We start from the raw sequence: 16,193 nt of genomic DNA, 5'->3' as shown, positions 1-16,193 counted from the left end.
GGCAACCTGTCGCCCGTCGCATCTTGCAACCGGCGGGCAATGCCGTTAGCTTCGGCGGCCCGCAGGGAGCCATGACCGAGCGGCCGAAGGTGCAGGATTGCTAATCCTGTGTAGGGGCAACCTTACCGAGGGTTCGAATCCCTCTGGCTCCGACAGAAGGGTCAAAACGCCGCCTCACTCGAGGCGGCGTTTTGTTGTTTCTACCCCAGTCGCCCGGACGCGTACCGTGCTCGGCTTCGCCTCCGCGCGCTACGCCACCTTCGCTTCGCTCAGGCTCGAGGTCCGGACGACTGGGGAACGCTTCGCTTTTCTTCTACCCCAATCGCCCGGACGCGTACCGTGCTCGGCTTCGCCTCCGCGCGCTACGCCACCTTCGCTTCGCTCAGGCTCGAGGTCCGGACGACTGGGGAACGCTTCGCTTTTCTCTACATCGCCAGGGGGACGCAGGTGGAGACGCCGGCGCCGACGATGCGGATGGGCGCTTGCATCACCACGTTGGTGAGCATCTTGGTGTCGTCGAAGTCGTAGTGGGTGACCTTCGAGAAGTTGGTGTTCTGCGCCTCGGTGAACATGTAGAAGTCGCCGCCGTAGAAGGCGAAGGCGAAGGCGTTGGTCAGGCTCATGTTGAGCTGCTCGGTCAAGACCACGCTGGCGTCGGACTTGTCGTACTCGACGAGCTTGGCGGGGCTGCCGGCGAACGCGAACAGGCGACCGTCGCCGGTGCCGGTGAGCTCGCCGCCGTCGTAGTTGATGTTGCCGATCGTCTCCATCATCAGGTCTTCGCTGTCCATGCGCCCGAGGCGGCCGGCGTTGGGGCCCTCGCCGAACCCGCCCATGCCGCTCCAGCTGTGGGCGTAGAGCTTGTCGCACGGGTCGAACTGGCTGTTGGACACGAAGCCCATGCCGAACTTGTCGAAGTTCATCTGCCCGGGCGCGTAGCCGGGGTCGGAGCACATGTTCGGGTTGTTGACGTCGATCGTGTAGATGTCGTCGTTCTGGAACATCACGAACGCGTTGCCGTTGCGGTCGACCGACATCGAGAACGCGTTGTTGTTGGGGCAGCCGAGCGCGTTGGTGATCAGCTCGAACTGCAGGTTCTCGGGGTTGAAGCTCCACAGCTCGGCGTCATCGGACAGCACGTAGATCAGGTCCGTGTTGTCGGCACACTGGCAGATCGGGTCACCGTCGCCGTCGCCGTCTCCGTCGCCGTCGCCATCTCCGTCGCCGTCGCCGTCGCCATCTCCGGTTGGATCGCCGTCGCCATCGCCGGTTGGGTCGCCGTCGCCGTCGCCGGTTGGATCGCCGTCGCCGTCGCCGGTCGGATCGCCGTCGCCGTCGCCGGGGTCGCCATCGCCGTCGCCGGTTGGATCTCCGTCTCCGTCGCCCTGCTCGGCGGTGCCACTCTCGTCTTCGGTGGTGGTGTCACCGGTGTCGGCGGTGCCGGCCGTGGCGTCGGCTTGGCTCTCACCTTCTTTCGTATCATCGCCGCAACCAAGCAGCACGAGCGGAACGCAAAAACCCAGGGGACACAGCCATTGGAGTCGCATGGGCGCAGTCTATTCTGGACGGCCGCGATCACCCAGCCCGGGGGCTCCAATCCAACGCTTGGGCCCTGCGGCGGCCCTCTGCGATTGCTGGCGAGTTCGCAGATGTACTAGCGTCGCCGCGTGAGCGCGGAGATCGAGCCCCACGTCACCCCGAGCCGCCGTGTTGCCTCGCACTGGGGCTGGCTCGGCGCCGTGCTCTTCACGATCGCGGCATGCGGGCCGAGCCCACAGCCAACGCCGACCCGCACCGACAACGCCGGCCCACGCGCCAGCTCACCCGACGCGGGCACGCGTGCGTCCAAGCCTGGCTTCGCGCCCCCAGATCTCGACCTGCTCCGGTTTGCCTGCGCGGGCTTCGATCGGGCGGTCGCCGACGCAGCCCCGCCCGATCGCCTGCTCTCGCACGCGGCTGCCCGCGCCGTCGAGCTCGGCGGCGCGCCGGTCGAGGCCGCCACACGACGCTGGGCACTGCTGCCGCCACAAGCGCTGCTCGAGGAGATCCAGCAGTACACCGCCGGGTCCGAGGCCGGGCCCGACGAGTGCGCTGGCTTGCGCGCGCACCTCGAGCGCATGGCGATCCAGTCGGGCAGTCACTGAGCTTCGTCGTCGCTGCCACTCTCGGCGTCGGTCTCCCCCGCGACGCCGCCCGGCGGCTCGCGTGCGTCGGTCTCCCCCGCGACGCCGCCCGGCTGCTCGCGTGCGTCGAGCTGCCCGGGCCCCGGGCCGACCGCGCGCAGGTGAGCGAAGCTCGAGTGCGCCGGGGGCTCGAGCGGGACGTAGCCGCTCTCGCGGATCACCCGTTGCCCCTCGGCCGAGAACACGAACGAGATGAACTCGAGGGCCAGCGGATCGGACTCCTCGGTTGGGATCACGAACGCCAGATCTTTGTAGATCGGATAGCTGCCGGACCGCACCGCGTCTTCGTTGGGACGGTGGCCCTCGAATTCCAGGACCACGATCGGCAGGCTCTGGATCGTCGCCAGGCCCTGATCGAACAGCCCCACCGCGCCCGGCGTGGAGATCAGCGCCTCTTGCATCGCGCGGTCGTGAAACAGCCTGCGCCCGCGATCGGCGGTCCAGCTGTCCGCGTCGACCGCCTCGAACTCCGGCACCGCCGCATACACGGCGAGGTGGCTCGAGTCGCCGGGCTCGCGCTTGAGCAACACCACGGGCGAGCCATCGGCCCAGTGCTCGCGCCGCCCGGCGTAGAGGTCGAGCAGATCTTCGCGCGTGACCCCGCGGACCGGGACCGAAGGATTCGCGGCGAGCACCACGGCCACCCGCGCGTAGGGGATCGACAGCAGCGCTTGCGCTTGCTCGTCAGGCTGCAGCGCACGCGAGATCAACCCGACCTCGATCGCCCGCTCGACCGTCGCGCGAACACCCCCGCTCGAGCCAATGCTCTCGTGAACCCGAACCCGCAGCCACGGCCGCCTCGCCACATACGCCGCCGCCAGCTCGCGGGTCAGCGGCAAGTTGCTGCCCGACCCCGCCAGCCGCAGCAGGTTGCTCGGCTTGGGTGCCGCTCGGGCCACCGCAGGCGGGGGCACACCTTCATCGAGAAACGGCGGCAGCGGCCCACTCTCGACCACCCGGATCAGCAGCCAGCCCGTCAGCAGCAACAGCGCCGACCCAGTCAGCGCCAACCCCCACCCAACGATCCTCGCCCGCCCCGACCCATCGGCACGATCGCCCGACTCGGCAGGCCCGCGACCGCTGGCGGCGTCCGTCATCACCACCAGTGTAACGGGGACCCGACCTCGAGCCCGAGCGCAGCGAGGGTGGCGACCCGCGCGGAGGCGCAGCCGAGCACGGGTCGCGTCGGGGCCGGCTGGGGGCCAAAAAACCGAAGCGTTCCCACAGACGGATCCGACCTCGAGCCCGAGCGCAGCGAGGGTGGCGACCCGCGCGGAGGCGCAGCCGAGCACGGGTCGCGTCGGGGCCGGCTGGGGGCCAAAAAACCGAAGCGTTCCCACAGACGGACCCGACCTCGAGCCCGAGCGCAGCGAGGGTGGCGACCCGCGCGGAGGCGCAGCCGAGCACGGGTCGCGTCGGGGCCGGCTGGGGGCCAAAAAAGCGAAGCGTTCCCACAGACGGACCCGACCTCGAGCCCGAGCGCAGCGAGGGTGGCGACCCGCGCGGAGGCGCAGCCGAGCACGGGTCGCGTCGGGGCTGGCTGGGGGCATAACAGAGTCGGCACGGGCTACTTAGCCCTCTCCGAGGGCTAAGTAGCCCGTGCCGACGGCTTCTTGCCGCGGATCTCGTACTTCTCGGGGTGGAATCCCTTGCGCCCCTGGACCTCGATCGCCTTTTGAACCCGCTTGACCGTGTGGTCCACCGCGGGCAGCTCCGGCCCGTTCATCAGATCGGCGACCTCGGGGTTGACGGTGACGGAGATGATGTCGCCCGCCATGTGCTCGGCCTCGCGGCGGATCTGCCGAAGGATCTCGTAGCAGATCGTCGACGGGCTCTTGTGGTAGCCCTTGCCGCCGCACACGTCGCAGGCGATGCCGAGCCGACGCTCGAGGCTCTCGCGCGTGCGCTTGCGGCTCATCTCGACCAGGCCCATCTCCGAGATCTTGGTGATGTGGGCCTTGGCGCGATCGCGTCGCAGGGCGTCTTGCAGCCTGCGGTAGACCTTGCGCCGGTTGGACTCGCGGTCCATGTCGATGAAGTCGATGATGATCAGCCCGCCCACGTTGCGCAGGCGCAGCTGCTCGGCGATCTCGTCGGCGGCCTCGAGGTTGGTCTGGGTGATCGTCTGCTCGAGGGTCTTGCCCTTCGAGCCGACGAACTTGCCGGTGTTGACGTCGATCGCCGTGAGCGCCTCGCCCTGATCGAACACCAGCGAGCCGCCGCTCTTGAGGTCGACCTTGCGCTCGAGCGCGCGATCGATCTCGGACTCGATCCCGTAGCTGTCGAACACGCCGTCGCGGCCGGTGAACAGCTCGACGCGGCCGGAGTACTCGGGCAGGAACGCGTTGCAGAACCGCAGCAGGCGATCGTGGGCGACCCGGTCGTCGACGATCACGCGGTTGAACTCCGGCGACAGGTTGTCGCGGACGGTGCGGAGCATGAGATCGAGGTCGCGGTACAACAGCACCGGGGCCCGGTGGAGTCGCTCGTTGGCCTTGATGTTGGCCCACAGCCGGATCAGGTAGTCCATGCCAGCGCGGACCTGCGCGCTCGAGGCATGACGGGCGACGGTGCGGACGATGAAGCCGGCCCCCTTGGGCCGCATCTCGTCGACGATCCGGCGCAGCCGTCGACGCTGCCGCTCGCTGCTGATCCGCCGCGAGATCCCGATGTGGCTGACCGTCGGCATGAACACGACGTTGCGCCCGGGCAACGAGATGTACGTGGTGATCCGGGCGCCCTTGCTGGAGATCGGATCTTTGACGACCTGGACCAGGATCTCCTGGCCGGGGTGGACGAGGTCGGTGATGTTGGCGACCTTGGCCGAGCCGCGACGGGGCACGCCGCCGTCGCCAATGACCTTGTCGACGGTCGCGCCTGGGCTCGCGATGTCGCCGGCGTACAAGAACGCGGCCTTGTCCTCGCCGATGTCGACGAACGCGGCTTGCATGCCCGGCAGCACCCGCAGGACCTTGCCCTTGTAGACGTTGCCAACGATCCCGCGCTCGCGTTCGCGCTCGATGAAGAGCTCCGTGAGGATGCCGTTTTCGATCAGCGCGACCCGGGTCTCGGGGCCGTCGGCGTTGATGACAATTACCGATTCTGACATTGGAGAACGTCGCCCGATGGGCTTTCGCGCCAGCCGCACGAGAGGGGGCGCGCTCACTGCGTTGGTAGCATGGACCGTCAGGATGCGAAATACAGGGTCCGAGCCATCCCGAGGGCGTGGGGCCCATGCCCGGGGGGTCACGCCGCGTGAGGGATGACACCGCGCGGATCCGGCTGGGCTCCGGGTCCCGAGGGTGTCGACTTTGCGCTACGGGTCGCTGGTCAAGGCCCGCGGGCCGGTGATATGTCAACTCGGTGGAGCTCCGTCCGTCGGTCGCTGGCTACGCCTTCGACGCCGCAGCGTTCGCTGCCCTGCGGGTGCGGCTCTCCAACGGCGCGCTCTCGCAGGCGACGGCACGCTTGCCGCTGGCGCCCGCCCCACTCGAGACCCTGGTCCCGCCACCGCTGCGTGACTTTCGAACGTTCGCGGGCCGGGCCGGGGCGCGAGTCGCAGAGAGCAGTCGCAACCTCGGGTCGGCCGCCCAGCGCGGGCGGCTCGCGCTCCGCCACGGTCGGGCCGCGGTGCTGATCCTCAATGGTGGGATGGCGACGCGGTTCGGCGGCAAGCCCAAGGGCGTCGTGCCCGTGGTCCACGGCGAGCCGGAGTCGTTCCTGTGGGTCAAGCTGGCGCAGATCGCCAAGCTGATCCGCGAGTACGACGCGACGATCCCGGTGGTGCTGATGCACAGCTTCGCCACGCAAGCGGCGAGCCGGCTGCACCTGCATGACATCGACTGGGCCGGGATCCCTCGCGACATGCGCTTCGAGTTCTCGCAGTCGATCATGCCGCGGGTCGGCGTCGACGCGGTCCCGCTGCAGGATCTCCCCGGCGCCGCGTCGCTGCCCGACAGCCTGCTGTACTGCGCGCCCGGCCACGGCGACACGCTGCTGCGCCTGCGCGCCAGCGGGATCTTGCGAGAGCTTCGCCAGGCGGGCGTCGAGCACCTGCTGGTCTCCAACGTCGACAACCTCGGCGCCGAGCTCGATCCGATGCTGCTCGGCGGCCACATTCAAGCGGTCGACGCGGGCGCGCACATGAGCGTGGAGGTCGTGCGGCGAGCCGGCGACAAGGGCGGGTGCGTGGCGGTCGTCGCGGGTCGGCCGGTGATCGTCGAGGGCTTCCGGATGCCGGAGGACGTCAGCCTCGACGCCTACCCGCAGTTCAACACCAACACCTTGTGGTTTTGGCTGTCCGCGATCGACCGCGACTTCGACCTGGATTGGTTCCCGGTCGAGCGGGTCGTCGCCGGGCCTCAGGGCAAGGCGATGCCGGTCGTGCAGTTCGAGCAGCTGATCGGGCAGGTCACCGAGCACCTCGAGGCGCACTACTTCGAGGTCGATCGCGAGCGCCGGTTCTTGCCGATCAAGACCCGCGAAGACCTGGTCGAGGCGGCCCCGCGCATGCGCGCCATGGTCAAGCGCTTGCGCTCGGACACGGTTTGAGCGCCCGGCCTACCCGCGGAGCCCTACCCCTACCCGCGGAGCCCAACTAGGATGGCGTCGACGTTGGTCTTGGCGTCGCCGAACAGCATCCGCGAGTTCTCGTTGAAGAACAGGGGGTTCTGAACGCCAGCGTAGCCGCTGGCCATGCCCCGCTTCATCACGACCACGGTCGCGCTGTGCCAGACCTCGAGCACGGGCATGCCCGCGATCGGGCTGGTTGGATCGGTCTGCGCGCTGGGGTTGACGATGTCGTTGGCGCCGATCACCAGGACCGCGTCGGTCTCCGGGAAGTCGTCGTTGAGCTCGTCCATCTCGAGCACGATGTCGTAGGGGACGTTGGCTTCCGCGAGCAGCACGTTCATGTGCCCCGGCAGGCGCCCGGCGACCGGGTGGATCCCGAACCGGACCTCGACGCCAGCCTTGCGCAGGACCTTGACCACCTCGGACAGCGAGTGCTGGGCCTGGGCCACGGCCATGCCGTAGCCCGGCACGATGATCACGCTGCTCGCGCCACGCAGCAGCGCGATCGTGTCGCTCACGTCGAACTCGATCACGTCGTCGCGGCCCTTGCCCTCACCGGGCTTGGGCTCGCCGTTCGCCGCGGGCGCGTCGCCGCCACCGAAGCCGCCGAGGATCACCGAGATGAACGAGCGGTTCATCGCGGCGCACATGATGTACGAGAGGATTGCGCCAGAGCTGCCGACCAGCGCGCCGGTCACCAGCAGCAGATCGTTTTGCAGCATGAACCCGGCCGCGGCCGCCGCCCAGCCGGAGTAGCTGTTGAGCATCGAGACCACGACCGGCATGTCGGCGCCGCCGATCGCCATGACCAGGTGGATCCCGATCAGCCCGGAGATCCCGGTCACGATCAGCAGCGGCGTCAGCCCGCCGTGGTCGGCCTGGCCGACGAAGTCGTAGCCCAGGTACACGCAGCCAAGCAGCATCCCGAGGTTGAGCAGGTGCCGGCCCGGCAGGGTCAGCGGCCGGCCCGAGAGCGACCCCCGCAGCTTCAAGAACGCGATGACCGAGCCCGTGAAGGTGATCGAACCAATGAACACCGCCAGGAAGATCTCGATCTCGTGGACCAGCTGCTCCGTGCCGCTCAGTTGTTGCAGCGGCGCCATGTAGCTGGACAGCCCGACCAACACGGCCGCGAGCCCGACGAAGCTGTGCAGGACCGCGACCAGCTCGGGCATGGAAGTCATCGCGACCCGCGCGGCCATGAACCCGCCGATCAGCGTGCCGATCAACACGGCCCCCGCGAGCACGCCCAGGCCCTGGGCCCCGAGGGTGAAGGGCGCGGTCCCCTCGAACCAGCCCAGGGTGTAGGCGGCGGTCGCCGCGATCGCGATCAGCATCCCGATGATGCCGTTGATGTTGCCCCGCCGCGCGGTCTCCTGGTTGGACAGGCCCGCGAGCGAGAGGATGAACAGAATGCTCGCGGCGATGTACGCGACGTTGAGTAGTCCAGCTGGCAGCATGTTCGTGCCCCTCTACCTTTGGAACATCTTGAGCATGCGCTGGGTGACCAAGAAGCCCCCAGCGACGTTGATCGTCGCGACCAAGATCGCGATGGCGCCAAGGATGACCGCGGGATCGCTGAGATCACCCCCGATCTGCAGCATGCCGCCGATGATGATGATCCCGCTGATCGCGTTGGTGACCGACATCAGCGGGGTATGCAGCGCTGGGCTCACGTTCCAGATCACCTGCCAGCCAATGAAGCAGGCCAGGATGAACACCGTGAAGTGGTCCAGGAAGTCGTCGTTGCCGCCCCAGCCGACGGCGATCAGGGCGAGCCCACCGAGCGCCAACCACAATGGGTTGGCCGGCTTGCTGGCGCCGCCGCCGTGCCCGTGGCTCTTCTTGCTCGAGCTCTTGGGCTTGGGCTTGGGGGCGCTCGCGGCCGCCGGCTTGGGTGCAGCCGCGGCCTCTGGCTTGGGTGCCGGCTTGGCCTGCGGGGACGGCTCGATCTTGGGGGGCGGCCAGCGCAGCTCGCCCTCGTTCAGGATCAAGGTGCCGCGCACGACCTCGTCGTCCTCGTCGACCTTGAACCCCTCGGCCCCGCCCATGTCGTCGAGCAGGTGATAGAGGTTGTTACCGTAGAGGTTGGACGCGACGTTGGCCATCCGGCTCGGCAGGTCCGTGTAGCCGATCAGCGAGACGCCGTGCTTGATCGTGACCTGGTCGGCGACGACCAGCGGACAGTTGCCGCCGCGCTCGGCCGCGAGATCGACCACGACCGAGCCCTCGCGCATGTTCTTCAGCGCCTGCTCGGTGATCAGGTACGGGGCGGGCTTGCCGGGGATCAGCGCCGTCGTGACGATGATGTCGACCTCTTTGGCCTGGTCCTCGAACAGCGCCCGCTCGGCGTCCATGAACGCGTCGGTCATGACCTTCGCGTAGCCGCCGGCTCCGTCCCCGTCCTCTTCGAACTCGAGGGTCAGGTACTCGGCGCCCATCGACTCGACCTGCTCCTTGACGGCGGGTCGAGTGTCGAACGCCCGGACGATCGCGCCGAGGCCCTTGGCCGCGCCGATCGCCGCGAGCCCAGCCACGCCCGCGCCGATCACCAGCACCCGGGCCGGCGGGACCTTGCCCGCGGCCGTGAACTGCCCGGTGAAGAAGCTGCCGAAGTGCTGCGCGGCCTCGATCACCGCGCGGTAGCCCGCGATGTTGGCCATCGACGACAGCGCGTCGCACTTTTGCGCGCGAGAGATCCGCGGCACCGCGTCCATCGCCAACACCGTGCCCTTGCGGGCGGCGAGCAGCTCGACCAGCTCCTGGTTCTGCGCCGGCCAGATGAACGAGATCAACACCTGCCCCGCGCGCAGCAGCTCGGCCTCGTGCTTGCCGAGGTCGGGGTGCTGCATCGGCTCGCGAACCTTCAGCACGATGTCGGCCTCGGCCCACAGCGCCTCTGCGCCCGCGACGATCTTGCAGTCGGCCGCCGTATAGAGATCGTCGGAGAAGTCGGCGTTGGCGCCTGCACCACTCTCGATCAGGACCTCGAAGCCAAGCTTCTGCAGGCGCTTGGCGGTCTCGGGCGTGGTCGCCACGCGACGCTCGCCAGCGAGGACCTCCTTTGGGATACCTACCTTCATCCCTACCTTCATCGAAGTACCGCCTTCACGTTTGCCCGGGTCTGAAGTGCCTCAATTCGCATCCACTCGAACATCGATTCCACCGGTACGGTGGCCGAGGCGAGGCGCGAATGGAGGGCAACGACCGTGGACATGGGGGTATGGCCGCCCAACAGGGGCCGCCGAGCGTTGCATCAGTATCACGAACGCCCGCGTGTTTTAAGCCAGGCCGCGGCCGGGTCGGGACGCGAGAGCGCCGCGCATCTCACGCTGCGGCGGCGCGCGGGACCGCTGCCAGCCCAGGCACCTGGGCCGTATAAGGGGCCATGGCCAACCCCGCGGACCCCAGCGAGCTCACCCACTTCGATGCCACCGGCGCCGCACACATGGTCGACATCGCGGCCAAGCCCGAGAGCCCGAGGATGGCCCGCGCGCGGGCGCGCGTGCGCATGGCTCCGCCGACCCTGGCCAAGATCGAGGCCGGCCGGCTCGGCAAGGGCGACGTGCTCGGCGTCGCGCGGCTCGGGGGCATCGCCGCGGCCAAGCAGACCGCGATCCAGATCCCCCTGTGTCACCCGGTGAGGATCACCGCGATCGCGGTCGAGTTCGAGCTCGACGCTGAGCTGCCCGGCGTGATCGTCGAGGCCAGCGTCGAGGTCGTCGATCGGACCGGGCCCGAGATGGAAGCGATGATGGCGGCCTCCGGCGCGGCGCTGACGATCTATGACATGTGCAAGGCGATCGATCGCGGGATGCAGATCCTCGCGGTCGAGCTGGTCGAGAAGCGCGGCGGGAAGTCCGGGCACTGGACGCGAGACGAGACGTGACCAGCACGAACGATGGGTGACGAGCGCGCAGATGTTCCCTCGACGAACCCACCAAGGTTCTTCACGTTTCGGTGGTGGACGTTTCGCATGTCAGGGATCGGCTACACTCCAACCTCGGACGTGTACAGAGCCTCGTGGGCCTCTACGATCAGGTCCAGTCCAGGGGTGGCCCCACCAAGACAGACATCTGTCGTGTTCTTGCACGCGACGCTCGAAGACGTCGTCCGCACGACGTTGGAGCTCAGGCTTCCGATCGCTAGCGCCGATCAACTCGCGGTGCTGGGGTTCGCTGTGGGCAAGAACATCAAGGATCGCATCTCGATGAGCGAGCTTGCCCAACATCGTGGCAAATCGGTCGACCAGCTCATCATCGACCGCATCGAAGCCTTTCTGGAGAGGTCCAACTTCAACAACATCTACGACCTGACCCGTGCGCTCGAACAGTGCGCGCTGGAGAAGTCACTCTTGTCCCCCCACAAGAACAACCTCGCAGCCATGATGAGTCGACGCCACTGGATTGTGCATCGCGCCGACCGCCATGAACACCGTCAAGACCTGGACGAACGCAGTCGAGCAGTTCTGTACTGCGATCCTTGATAAGCTGGAGGCACCATGAACGAAGAGACATTGCGGACGGCGCTGGAAACGCTCCCTGTCGGGCCCCCGTCCTCAGTCACCATCAGCCAAGATGGCCGCAAATTCGTCGCCGTGGTCGTGTCGGCGTCTTTTGAGCACATGGACGAGGCTCAGCGCCAAGGGTTGGTCTGGGAACACCTCCAGCGCCAGTTTGAAGACCACGACCTCGTGCGACTCGAGTTTGTGTTCACAAACACACCAGCTGAGAACGAGGAACTCGCCAGCTGAACCAACCACTCGACTGGGCGGGACAGGACTCGAACCTGCGACCCTCGCGGTGTAAGCACGACGCTCTACCAACTGAGCTACCCGCCCGGTGGCGGGAAGCTAGCAGAGTCCGCCGTCTCAAACCAGGCTTGCCACCAGCCGCACGACGAACCGCCAAAACGGCTCGACGGTATCCAGCGCGAGGCTCTCGCTGGGGGTGTGGGCGTCAAAGATGTCGGGGCCAAACGCAATCATCTCGATCCCGGGGATCCGATTGTTGAGCACCCCACACTCGAGCCCGGCGTGGATCGCTTCGCGCACGGGCGGGCGACCGAACAGCTGCTCGTACGCGGTCTCGGCCACACGCAATAACTGCGTGTCGACGCGGGCCTCCCAACCCGGAAACCCATAGCGATACTCGATCGTCGCGTTCGAGGCCTCGAGGGACCGCTCGCAGCGGTCTTGAAACGCCTCGAGCGCGCCGGTCTTGGACGAGCGCGAGAGCATGACCAGGCGCATCTGATCCGCCTCGGTCGTGATGCTGCCGAGGTTGTTGCTGGTCTCGACCAGGCCGGGGATCACCCGCGACCAGCTGAGCACGCCGTCGGTCTGGTTGCGCAGCGCCTCGAGCATCGCGCGGCTGGTCATCGCGGAGACCGGGCCGGCGACGCTGTCGTGCTGGTCGACCGGGAGCTCGGTGAAGCTGACCGTCAGCTCGGGATCGACCTCGGCGAACGACGCGGCCAGGCGCGCCCCCACCCGATCGATCGCCTCGGCCAGCCTGGTCACCCGGGATCGGGGACACCACAGGATCGTCTCGGCCGCGCGGGCGATCGCGTTGGGCCGCCCGCCGCCATCGCAGCTGCCGACCCGCACGCCCTCGAGGTCGACCTCTTTGTCGATCAACACCGCGATCAACACCGCGATCGCGTTGGCCCGACCCTCATGAATGTCGACGCCGCTGTGGCCCCCTCGCAGACCCTGGACCGCCAGCCGGACCGGGACGTCGTCGTGGTGACGATCGTCGCGATCGAGCTCCCACACCGCGTGGAGCTCACGGCCCCCCGCGCAGGACAAGTAAATGCGTCCGTCGGACTCGGCGTCGAGGTTGATCAGTCGGCGAGCCGTGACCAGCGAGGGATCGAGGGCGAACGCGCCGGTCATGCCCTGCTCTTCGTCGGCCGTGAACAATAATTCGAGTGGCGGGTGATCCAGGCCGGGGATCAGCGCCAGCGCGAGGCCGGTCGCGACCCCGATCCCGTTGTCGGCCCCCAGCGTCGTGCCTTCGGCGTGGAGGACCTCGCGATCGCGACCTTGGATCGTTCGCACGGATCGCCGCAGCTGGATCGGATCGCTATAGAAGTCGTGGGCGCTGTCGCTGCGCTTCTCGCAGACCATGTCCATGTGGCCCTGGATCGCCAGGGGCGCACTGCCAACGCCAGCGCCGCGGCCGGGCACCCGCAGCACCAGGTTGCCGCCGGCGTCCCCGCTGTGATCCCAGCCCTCGCGCTCGGCCAGCGCCTGGAGGTGCGCACGGACGCCGGCTTCGTGCAGCGATGGCCGGGGGATCCGGCGCAAGGCGTCGAACTGGCGCCAAAGCTCCGCTGGCTCGAGACCCACGAGGGTCGGATCGAGATCATCGCGCATGTCTGGGGAATGCTACCGAGACACAAAACGCTCGAACAGCCGCGTCACCCTCGCATGACCGCTCTGGACTGCGCGGAATATGCGCGGAATCCACCGGACGCGTGCCGCCGGACGAGTCTCGCTCGGGGAGCCTCAGTCGTCGTCATCGAGGACCCGCGCCTGCGACTCGCGGATCCGGCGGACGACCGCCCGCAAGGCCTGGATCAGCGGCTCGGGAGCGCCTGGCAGCAGCAAGTTGGTGCGATCGAGCAGGCGCATGAGGCTGCCCCACCCATCGATGAACGCCGCGAGCCGCTGCGCGTCGAGATCGGCGGTGCGCTCGAGCAACAGCTCGCGCACGATGTCGTCGAGCGGATCGAACGAGTCGGGAGGATCGTCGTGCACGGTCGCCCAACATTGTAGATCCGCGGCGGCCCGCCGCCTAAAACCGGCACGAAATGCCCGGGTCGCTCGGGTCAGTGGATCCGCGCACCAGTGCTACATTCCGCCCGTGACCGACAGCGAACGCCAGCTCGCCGCGCTCGTGGAGGACATCCTCGAGTCGTACGCCAAGCAGGGCAACATCAACCACCTCGATGGCAGCAACTTGCCATCGCGGGCCGCGGTCGATCGCGTGGTCACGGACCTGATCTCGGTCGTGTTCCCCGGCTTCATCGGCGAAGATCAGGTCGACGAGCTCAGCTCCCGCTACTTCGTGGGTGAGCGGTGCGCTCGCAGCCTGCGCTCGCTCGAGCGGATGATCGGCCAGGCGCTGGGCATTCAGTGCGGCACGGGTCAGCGCGCCAAGCCGCGCCCCGCCGCCGAGGTCCAGGCCGAGGCCCACGCCCACGCGATCGATCTGCTCGCGCACATCCCCAAGATCCGCGAGGTCATCTCGACTGACGTCCGCGCGGTGCTCGACGGTGACCCGGCGGCCTTCAGCGCGCCCGAGGTCATCACCTCATACCCCGGGGTCACGGCGATCACGGTCCACCGCATCGCCCACCACCTGCACATGCGCTGCGTCCCGCTGATCCCCCGCATGATGTCGGAGCTGGTCCACGGCCGCACTGGCATCGACATTCACCCGGGCGCGTCGATCGGCCCCTCGTTCTTCATCGATCATGGCACTGGCGTGGTGATCGGGGAGACCTCCGTGATCGGCGAGCACGTCAAGCTCTACCAGGGCGTGACCCTGGGCGCGCTGTCGGTCGAGATCAGCGATCGCGGCCGCGGTCGCAAGCGCCACCCGACCCTCGAGGATCACGTCACGGTCTACGCCGGGGCAACCATCCTCGGCGGCGACACGACCATTGGGCGCGGCTCGACGATCGGCGGCAACGTGTGGCTCACCCACGGTGTCCCGCCCGAGACCACGGTCATGCTCGACAAGCCCTCGCTGCGGATCTTCACCCACACGGACGAGTCATGACCGAGCATCGGCTACAACCCAGCGCCCGCGCGAGCTCGCTGCACGCGGTCGATCCGGCGTCGCTGTCACGCATGCCGATCGCTGCGCTCGACGAGCTGTTCGCCGAGCTCGAGCCCGCCTCGCTCGCGCAGCTGCAGGGCCACAAGCGCGGGCGGGTGTTGGCCGTCACGGGGTTCGACTGGGTGCCGGGCGTGGCCCGCAGCGCGCTGCTCGGGTTCATCAATCAGCTGCCGATCTGGCGCGGCGAGGTGTTCGAAGGCGAGTTCGGCACCAACGCGTGGCTGCTCCCGGGTCACCGCCTCGAGTTTGCGCGCTACCTCGTGCGCGAGGCCCCGGCGCTCGACGGCAGCGGCCCGGTGATCCGCCTCGACTACGACGTGGCCGCCAACCCCAAGCCGCTGCGCCGGATCGTCGGTGAGCTGCGGATCCTCGCGCCGGGCCTGTTCTTGGTCCGCATGCAGCTGATGTGGGGCACCCGCGTGGTCCGGGCTTCGTACTTCACGCTGTCGAGCTGACTGCTCAGCTCGGCTCGGAGCGCCGGATCACGATCGTGGTGCCGGGGTTGTCGTCGCTGGCGGTCACGCCATGCCAGTGATCGGGCACGAACGGCGTGGACCACAAGAACAACCACCGCGCGTCGCTGGGTCCCAAGTTCACGCAGCCGTGGCTGCGCACGCTGCCGAAGCTCTGGTGCCAGAACGCCCCGTGCAACGCGTAGCTGCCCTCGAAGTACATGACCCACGGGACGTCCTGGATCGCGTAGTTTCCGTCGGTCGCGGTCGTGCCGTCCATGTTGGAGGTGATCTGCTTGCTGCGGATCCGATAGCGACCGACCGGGGTCTCGAACGGCTCCTCGTCGGTGCCCCGCTTACCGGTCGACACCAAGGTCACGTACACCGGCCGCGAGCCCTCGTAGGCGACCAACATCTGCTTGGTGATGTCGACGTCGATCCAGCGATCCCACGGGTCGAGCCCCTTGGGGATCGGCTGCAGCTCCGCCAGGCGCATCACGTCGGCCTTGACGAACAAGCTGTCGGCTTCGGCCTCGGGCGTGGGCGCGACTGCTGGCTCGCCGCCGTCCGTCTCCGCGTCCGCCCCCTCGGCCGCCCCCTCGGCCGGCGGCACATAGGGGATCACCGAGAAGTAGGTCTGCCCGCCGATCTGAACCTCTTCGCCGAGATCCAGAAAGGTCCGCTTCTCGAGGTTCTTGCCGGTCGCGTGCAGCTTGTCGTCGTCGCCCAGTCGCAGCAGCTTGGTCCCGTTCTTGACCATGACAAAGCCGACCGGGAAGCTCATCGAGCGGGTCAGCTCCGCGCCCTGGTAGTCCTTGGGATCGACGCCGTGGGCGCTGCCCTTCTCGACGACGCCCCCGCGAGCCGTCCGCCAGTAGCTGCGGCTCCCGTCGCGGATCGTCTCGCCGAGCGACAGGTAGTAGCCCTTCTCCAGCCAGGGCGTGGGCGACAAGGGGATGCTGACCGGCTCCTTCTCCTCGGCCGGCTCCGGCTCCGGGGCGGTCGGGTTGCCGCCGTCGTCGCTGCCGCTCGGGGGGCCGTCCTCGATCTCGGGGGTCGGCCCGCCGTCACCGCCACCGGTGTCGTCATCGTCGAGAGTCGGGAGCGCGCCGCCTCCGTCCCCGTCCCCGTCTCCG

Annotated in this window: 15 protein-coding genes and 2 tRNA genes; 8 read left to right on the top strand and 9 right to left on the bottom strand. The window is 68.2% G+C overall.

Annotated features, from left to right (window positions below):
• Nucleotides 1-65 precede the first annotated feature (65 nt).
• Nucleotides 66-152 (top strand) — tRNA-Ser (locus ENSA7_RS03160).
• A gap of 273 nt (nt 153-425) precedes the next feature.
• On the opposite strand, the gene ENSA7_RS43090 is transcribed toward ENSA7_RS03160, so the two are convergent.
• Nucleotides 426-1,547, bottom strand: coding sequence for a hypothetical protein (locus ENSA7_RS43090; RefSeq protein WP_181233037.1), 1,122 nt, complete (start codon nt 1,545-1,547; stop codon nt 426-428).
• A 120-nt stretch (nt 1,548-1,667) separates the two neighbouring features.
• Between ENSA7_RS43090 and ENSA7_RS03150 the strand changes: the two genes are divergently transcribed.
• On the top strand, nt 1,668-2,144 hold the full coding sequence (locus ENSA7_RS03150; protein WP_106087704.1) for a hypothetical protein: 477 nt from the start codon (nt 1,668-1,670) through the stop codon (nt 2,142-2,144).
• Here the strand turns inward: ENSA7_RS03150 and ENSA7_RS03145 are convergent.
• Entirely contained in the window at nt 2,138-3,280 is a 1,143-nt protein-coding gene (locus tag ENSA7_RS03145) for a PstS family phosphate ABC transporter substrate-binding protein (RefSeq protein ID WP_181233035.1), read from the bottom strand. The genes ENSA7_RS03150 and ENSA7_RS03145 overlap by 7 nt on opposite strands.
• A gap of 491 nt (nt 3,281-3,771) precedes the next feature.
• Nucleotides 3,772-5,292, bottom strand: a complete 1,521-nt coding sequence (locus tag ENSA7_RS03140) for an Rne/Rng family ribonuclease (protein ID WP_106087702.1) — start codon at nt 5,290-5,292, stop codon at nt 3,772-3,774.
• Nucleotides 5,293-5,546: 254 nt separating this feature from the next.
• On the opposite strand from ENSA7_RS03140, the gene ENSA7_RS03135 reads away from it, so the two are divergent.
• Nucleotides 5,547-6,734: a UTP--glucose-1-phosphate uridylyltransferase gene (locus ENSA7_RS03135; RefSeq protein ID WP_106087701.1), complete on the top strand. Its 1,188-nt coding sequence runs from the start codon at nt 5,547-5,549 to the stop codon at nt 6,732-6,734.
• A gap of 29 nt (nt 6,735-6,763) precedes the next feature.
• Here the strand turns inward: ENSA7_RS03135 and ENSA7_RS03130 are convergent, their stop codons facing one another.
• Complete coding sequence (locus ENSA7_RS03130) at nt 6,764-8,215, bottom strand: NAD(P)(+) transhydrogenase (Re/Si-specific) subunit beta (protein ID WP_219907898.1); 1,452 nt, start codon at nt 8,213-8,215, stop codon at nt 6,764-6,766.
• Nucleotides 8,216-8,227: 12 nt separating this feature from the next.
• Nucleotides 8,228-9,838, bottom strand: coding sequence for a Re/Si-specific NAD(P)(+) transhydrogenase subunit alpha (gene pntA / locus ENSA7_RS03125; RefSeq protein ID WP_106087700.1), 1,611 nt, complete (start codon nt 9,836-9,838; stop codon nt 8,228-8,230).
• A gap of 305 nt (nt 9,839-10,143) precedes the next feature.
• Between pntA and moaC the strand changes: the two genes are divergently transcribed.
• The 3 genes from moaC to ENSA7_RS03110 all read left to right on the top strand — a co-directional run bounded on the left by moaC (nt 10,144) and on the right by ENSA7_RS03110 (nt 11,508).
• Nucleotides 10,144-10,644: a cyclic pyranopterin monophosphate synthase MoaC gene (gene moaC, locus ENSA7_RS03120; RefSeq protein WP_106087699.1), complete on the top strand. Its 501-nt coding sequence runs from the start codon at nt 10,144-10,146 to the stop codon at nt 10,642-10,644.
• A 192-nt stretch (nt 10,645-10,836) separates the two neighbouring features.
• Nucleotides 10,837-11,241, top strand: a complete 405-nt coding sequence (locus ENSA7_RS03115) for a hypothetical protein (protein ID WP_146157275.1) — start codon at nt 10,837-10,839, stop codon at nt 11,239-11,241.
• Nucleotides 11,242-11,256: 15 nt separating this feature from the next.
• Nucleotides 11,257-11,508, top strand: coding sequence for a BolA family protein (locus tag ENSA7_RS03110; protein WP_106087697.1), 252 nt, complete (start codon nt 11,257-11,259; stop codon nt 11,506-11,508).
• A 14-nt stretch (nt 11,509-11,522) separates the two neighbouring features.
• On the opposite strand, the gene ENSA7_RS03105 is transcribed toward ENSA7_RS03110, so the two are convergent.
• The 3 genes from ENSA7_RS03105 to ENSA7_RS03095 all read right to left on the bottom strand — a co-directional run bounded on the left by ENSA7_RS03105 (nt 11,523) and on the right by ENSA7_RS03095 (nt 13,518).
• Nucleotides 11,523-11,595 (bottom strand) — tRNA-Val (locus tag ENSA7_RS03105).
• A 30-nt stretch (nt 11,596-11,625) separates the two neighbouring features.
• Nucleotides 11,626-13,134, bottom strand: a complete 1,509-nt coding sequence (gene pepD / locus ENSA7_RS03100) for a beta-Ala-His dipeptidase (protein WP_106087696.1) — start codon at nt 13,132-13,134, stop codon at nt 11,626-11,628.
• 132 nt (nt 13,135-13,266) lie between these two features.
• A complete protein-coding gene (locus ENSA7_RS03095; RefSeq protein ID WP_146157274.1) occupies nt 13,267-13,518 on the bottom strand; it encodes a hypothetical protein in 252 nt (83 codons plus the stop codon).
• Nucleotides 13,519-13,624: 106 nt separating this feature from the next.
• On the opposite strand from ENSA7_RS03095, the gene ENSA7_RS03090 reads away from it, so the two are divergent.
• Both ENSA7_RS03090 and ENSA7_RS03085 read left to right on the top strand, forming a co-directional pair.
• The gene (locus tag ENSA7_RS03090) at nt 13,625-14,545 is read left to right on the top strand and encodes a serine O-acetyltransferase (RefSeq protein WP_244923696.1); all 921 of its coding nucleotides are present in this window, start codon (nt 13,625-13,627) and stop codon (nt 14,543-14,545) included.
• The gene (locus ENSA7_RS03085; RefSeq protein ID WP_106087694.1) at nt 14,542-15,060 is read left to right on the top strand and encodes a hypothetical protein; all 519 of its coding nucleotides are present in this window, start codon (nt 14,542-14,544) and stop codon (nt 15,058-15,060) included. The genes ENSA7_RS03090 and ENSA7_RS03085 overlap by 4 nt, the downstream gene beginning before the upstream one ends.
• A 4-nt stretch (nt 15,061-15,064) precedes the next feature.
• On the opposite strand, the gene ENSA7_RS03080 is transcribed toward ENSA7_RS03085, so the two are convergent.
• On the bottom strand, nt 15,065-16,193 hold a 1,129-nt coding region (locus tag ENSA7_RS03080), incomplete at its 5' end, for a L,D-transpeptidase (protein WP_146157272.1).

The sequence above is a fragment of the Enhygromyxa salina genome (assembly GCF_002994635.1).
GTDB classification, from domain to species: Bacteria; Myxococcota_A; Polyangia; order Nannocystales; family Nannocystaceae; genus Plesiocystis; species Plesiocystis salina_B.
The sequence above is the reverse complement of the archived record's forward strand: the minus strand, read 5'-3'. Positions and strand labels throughout refer to the sequence as shown.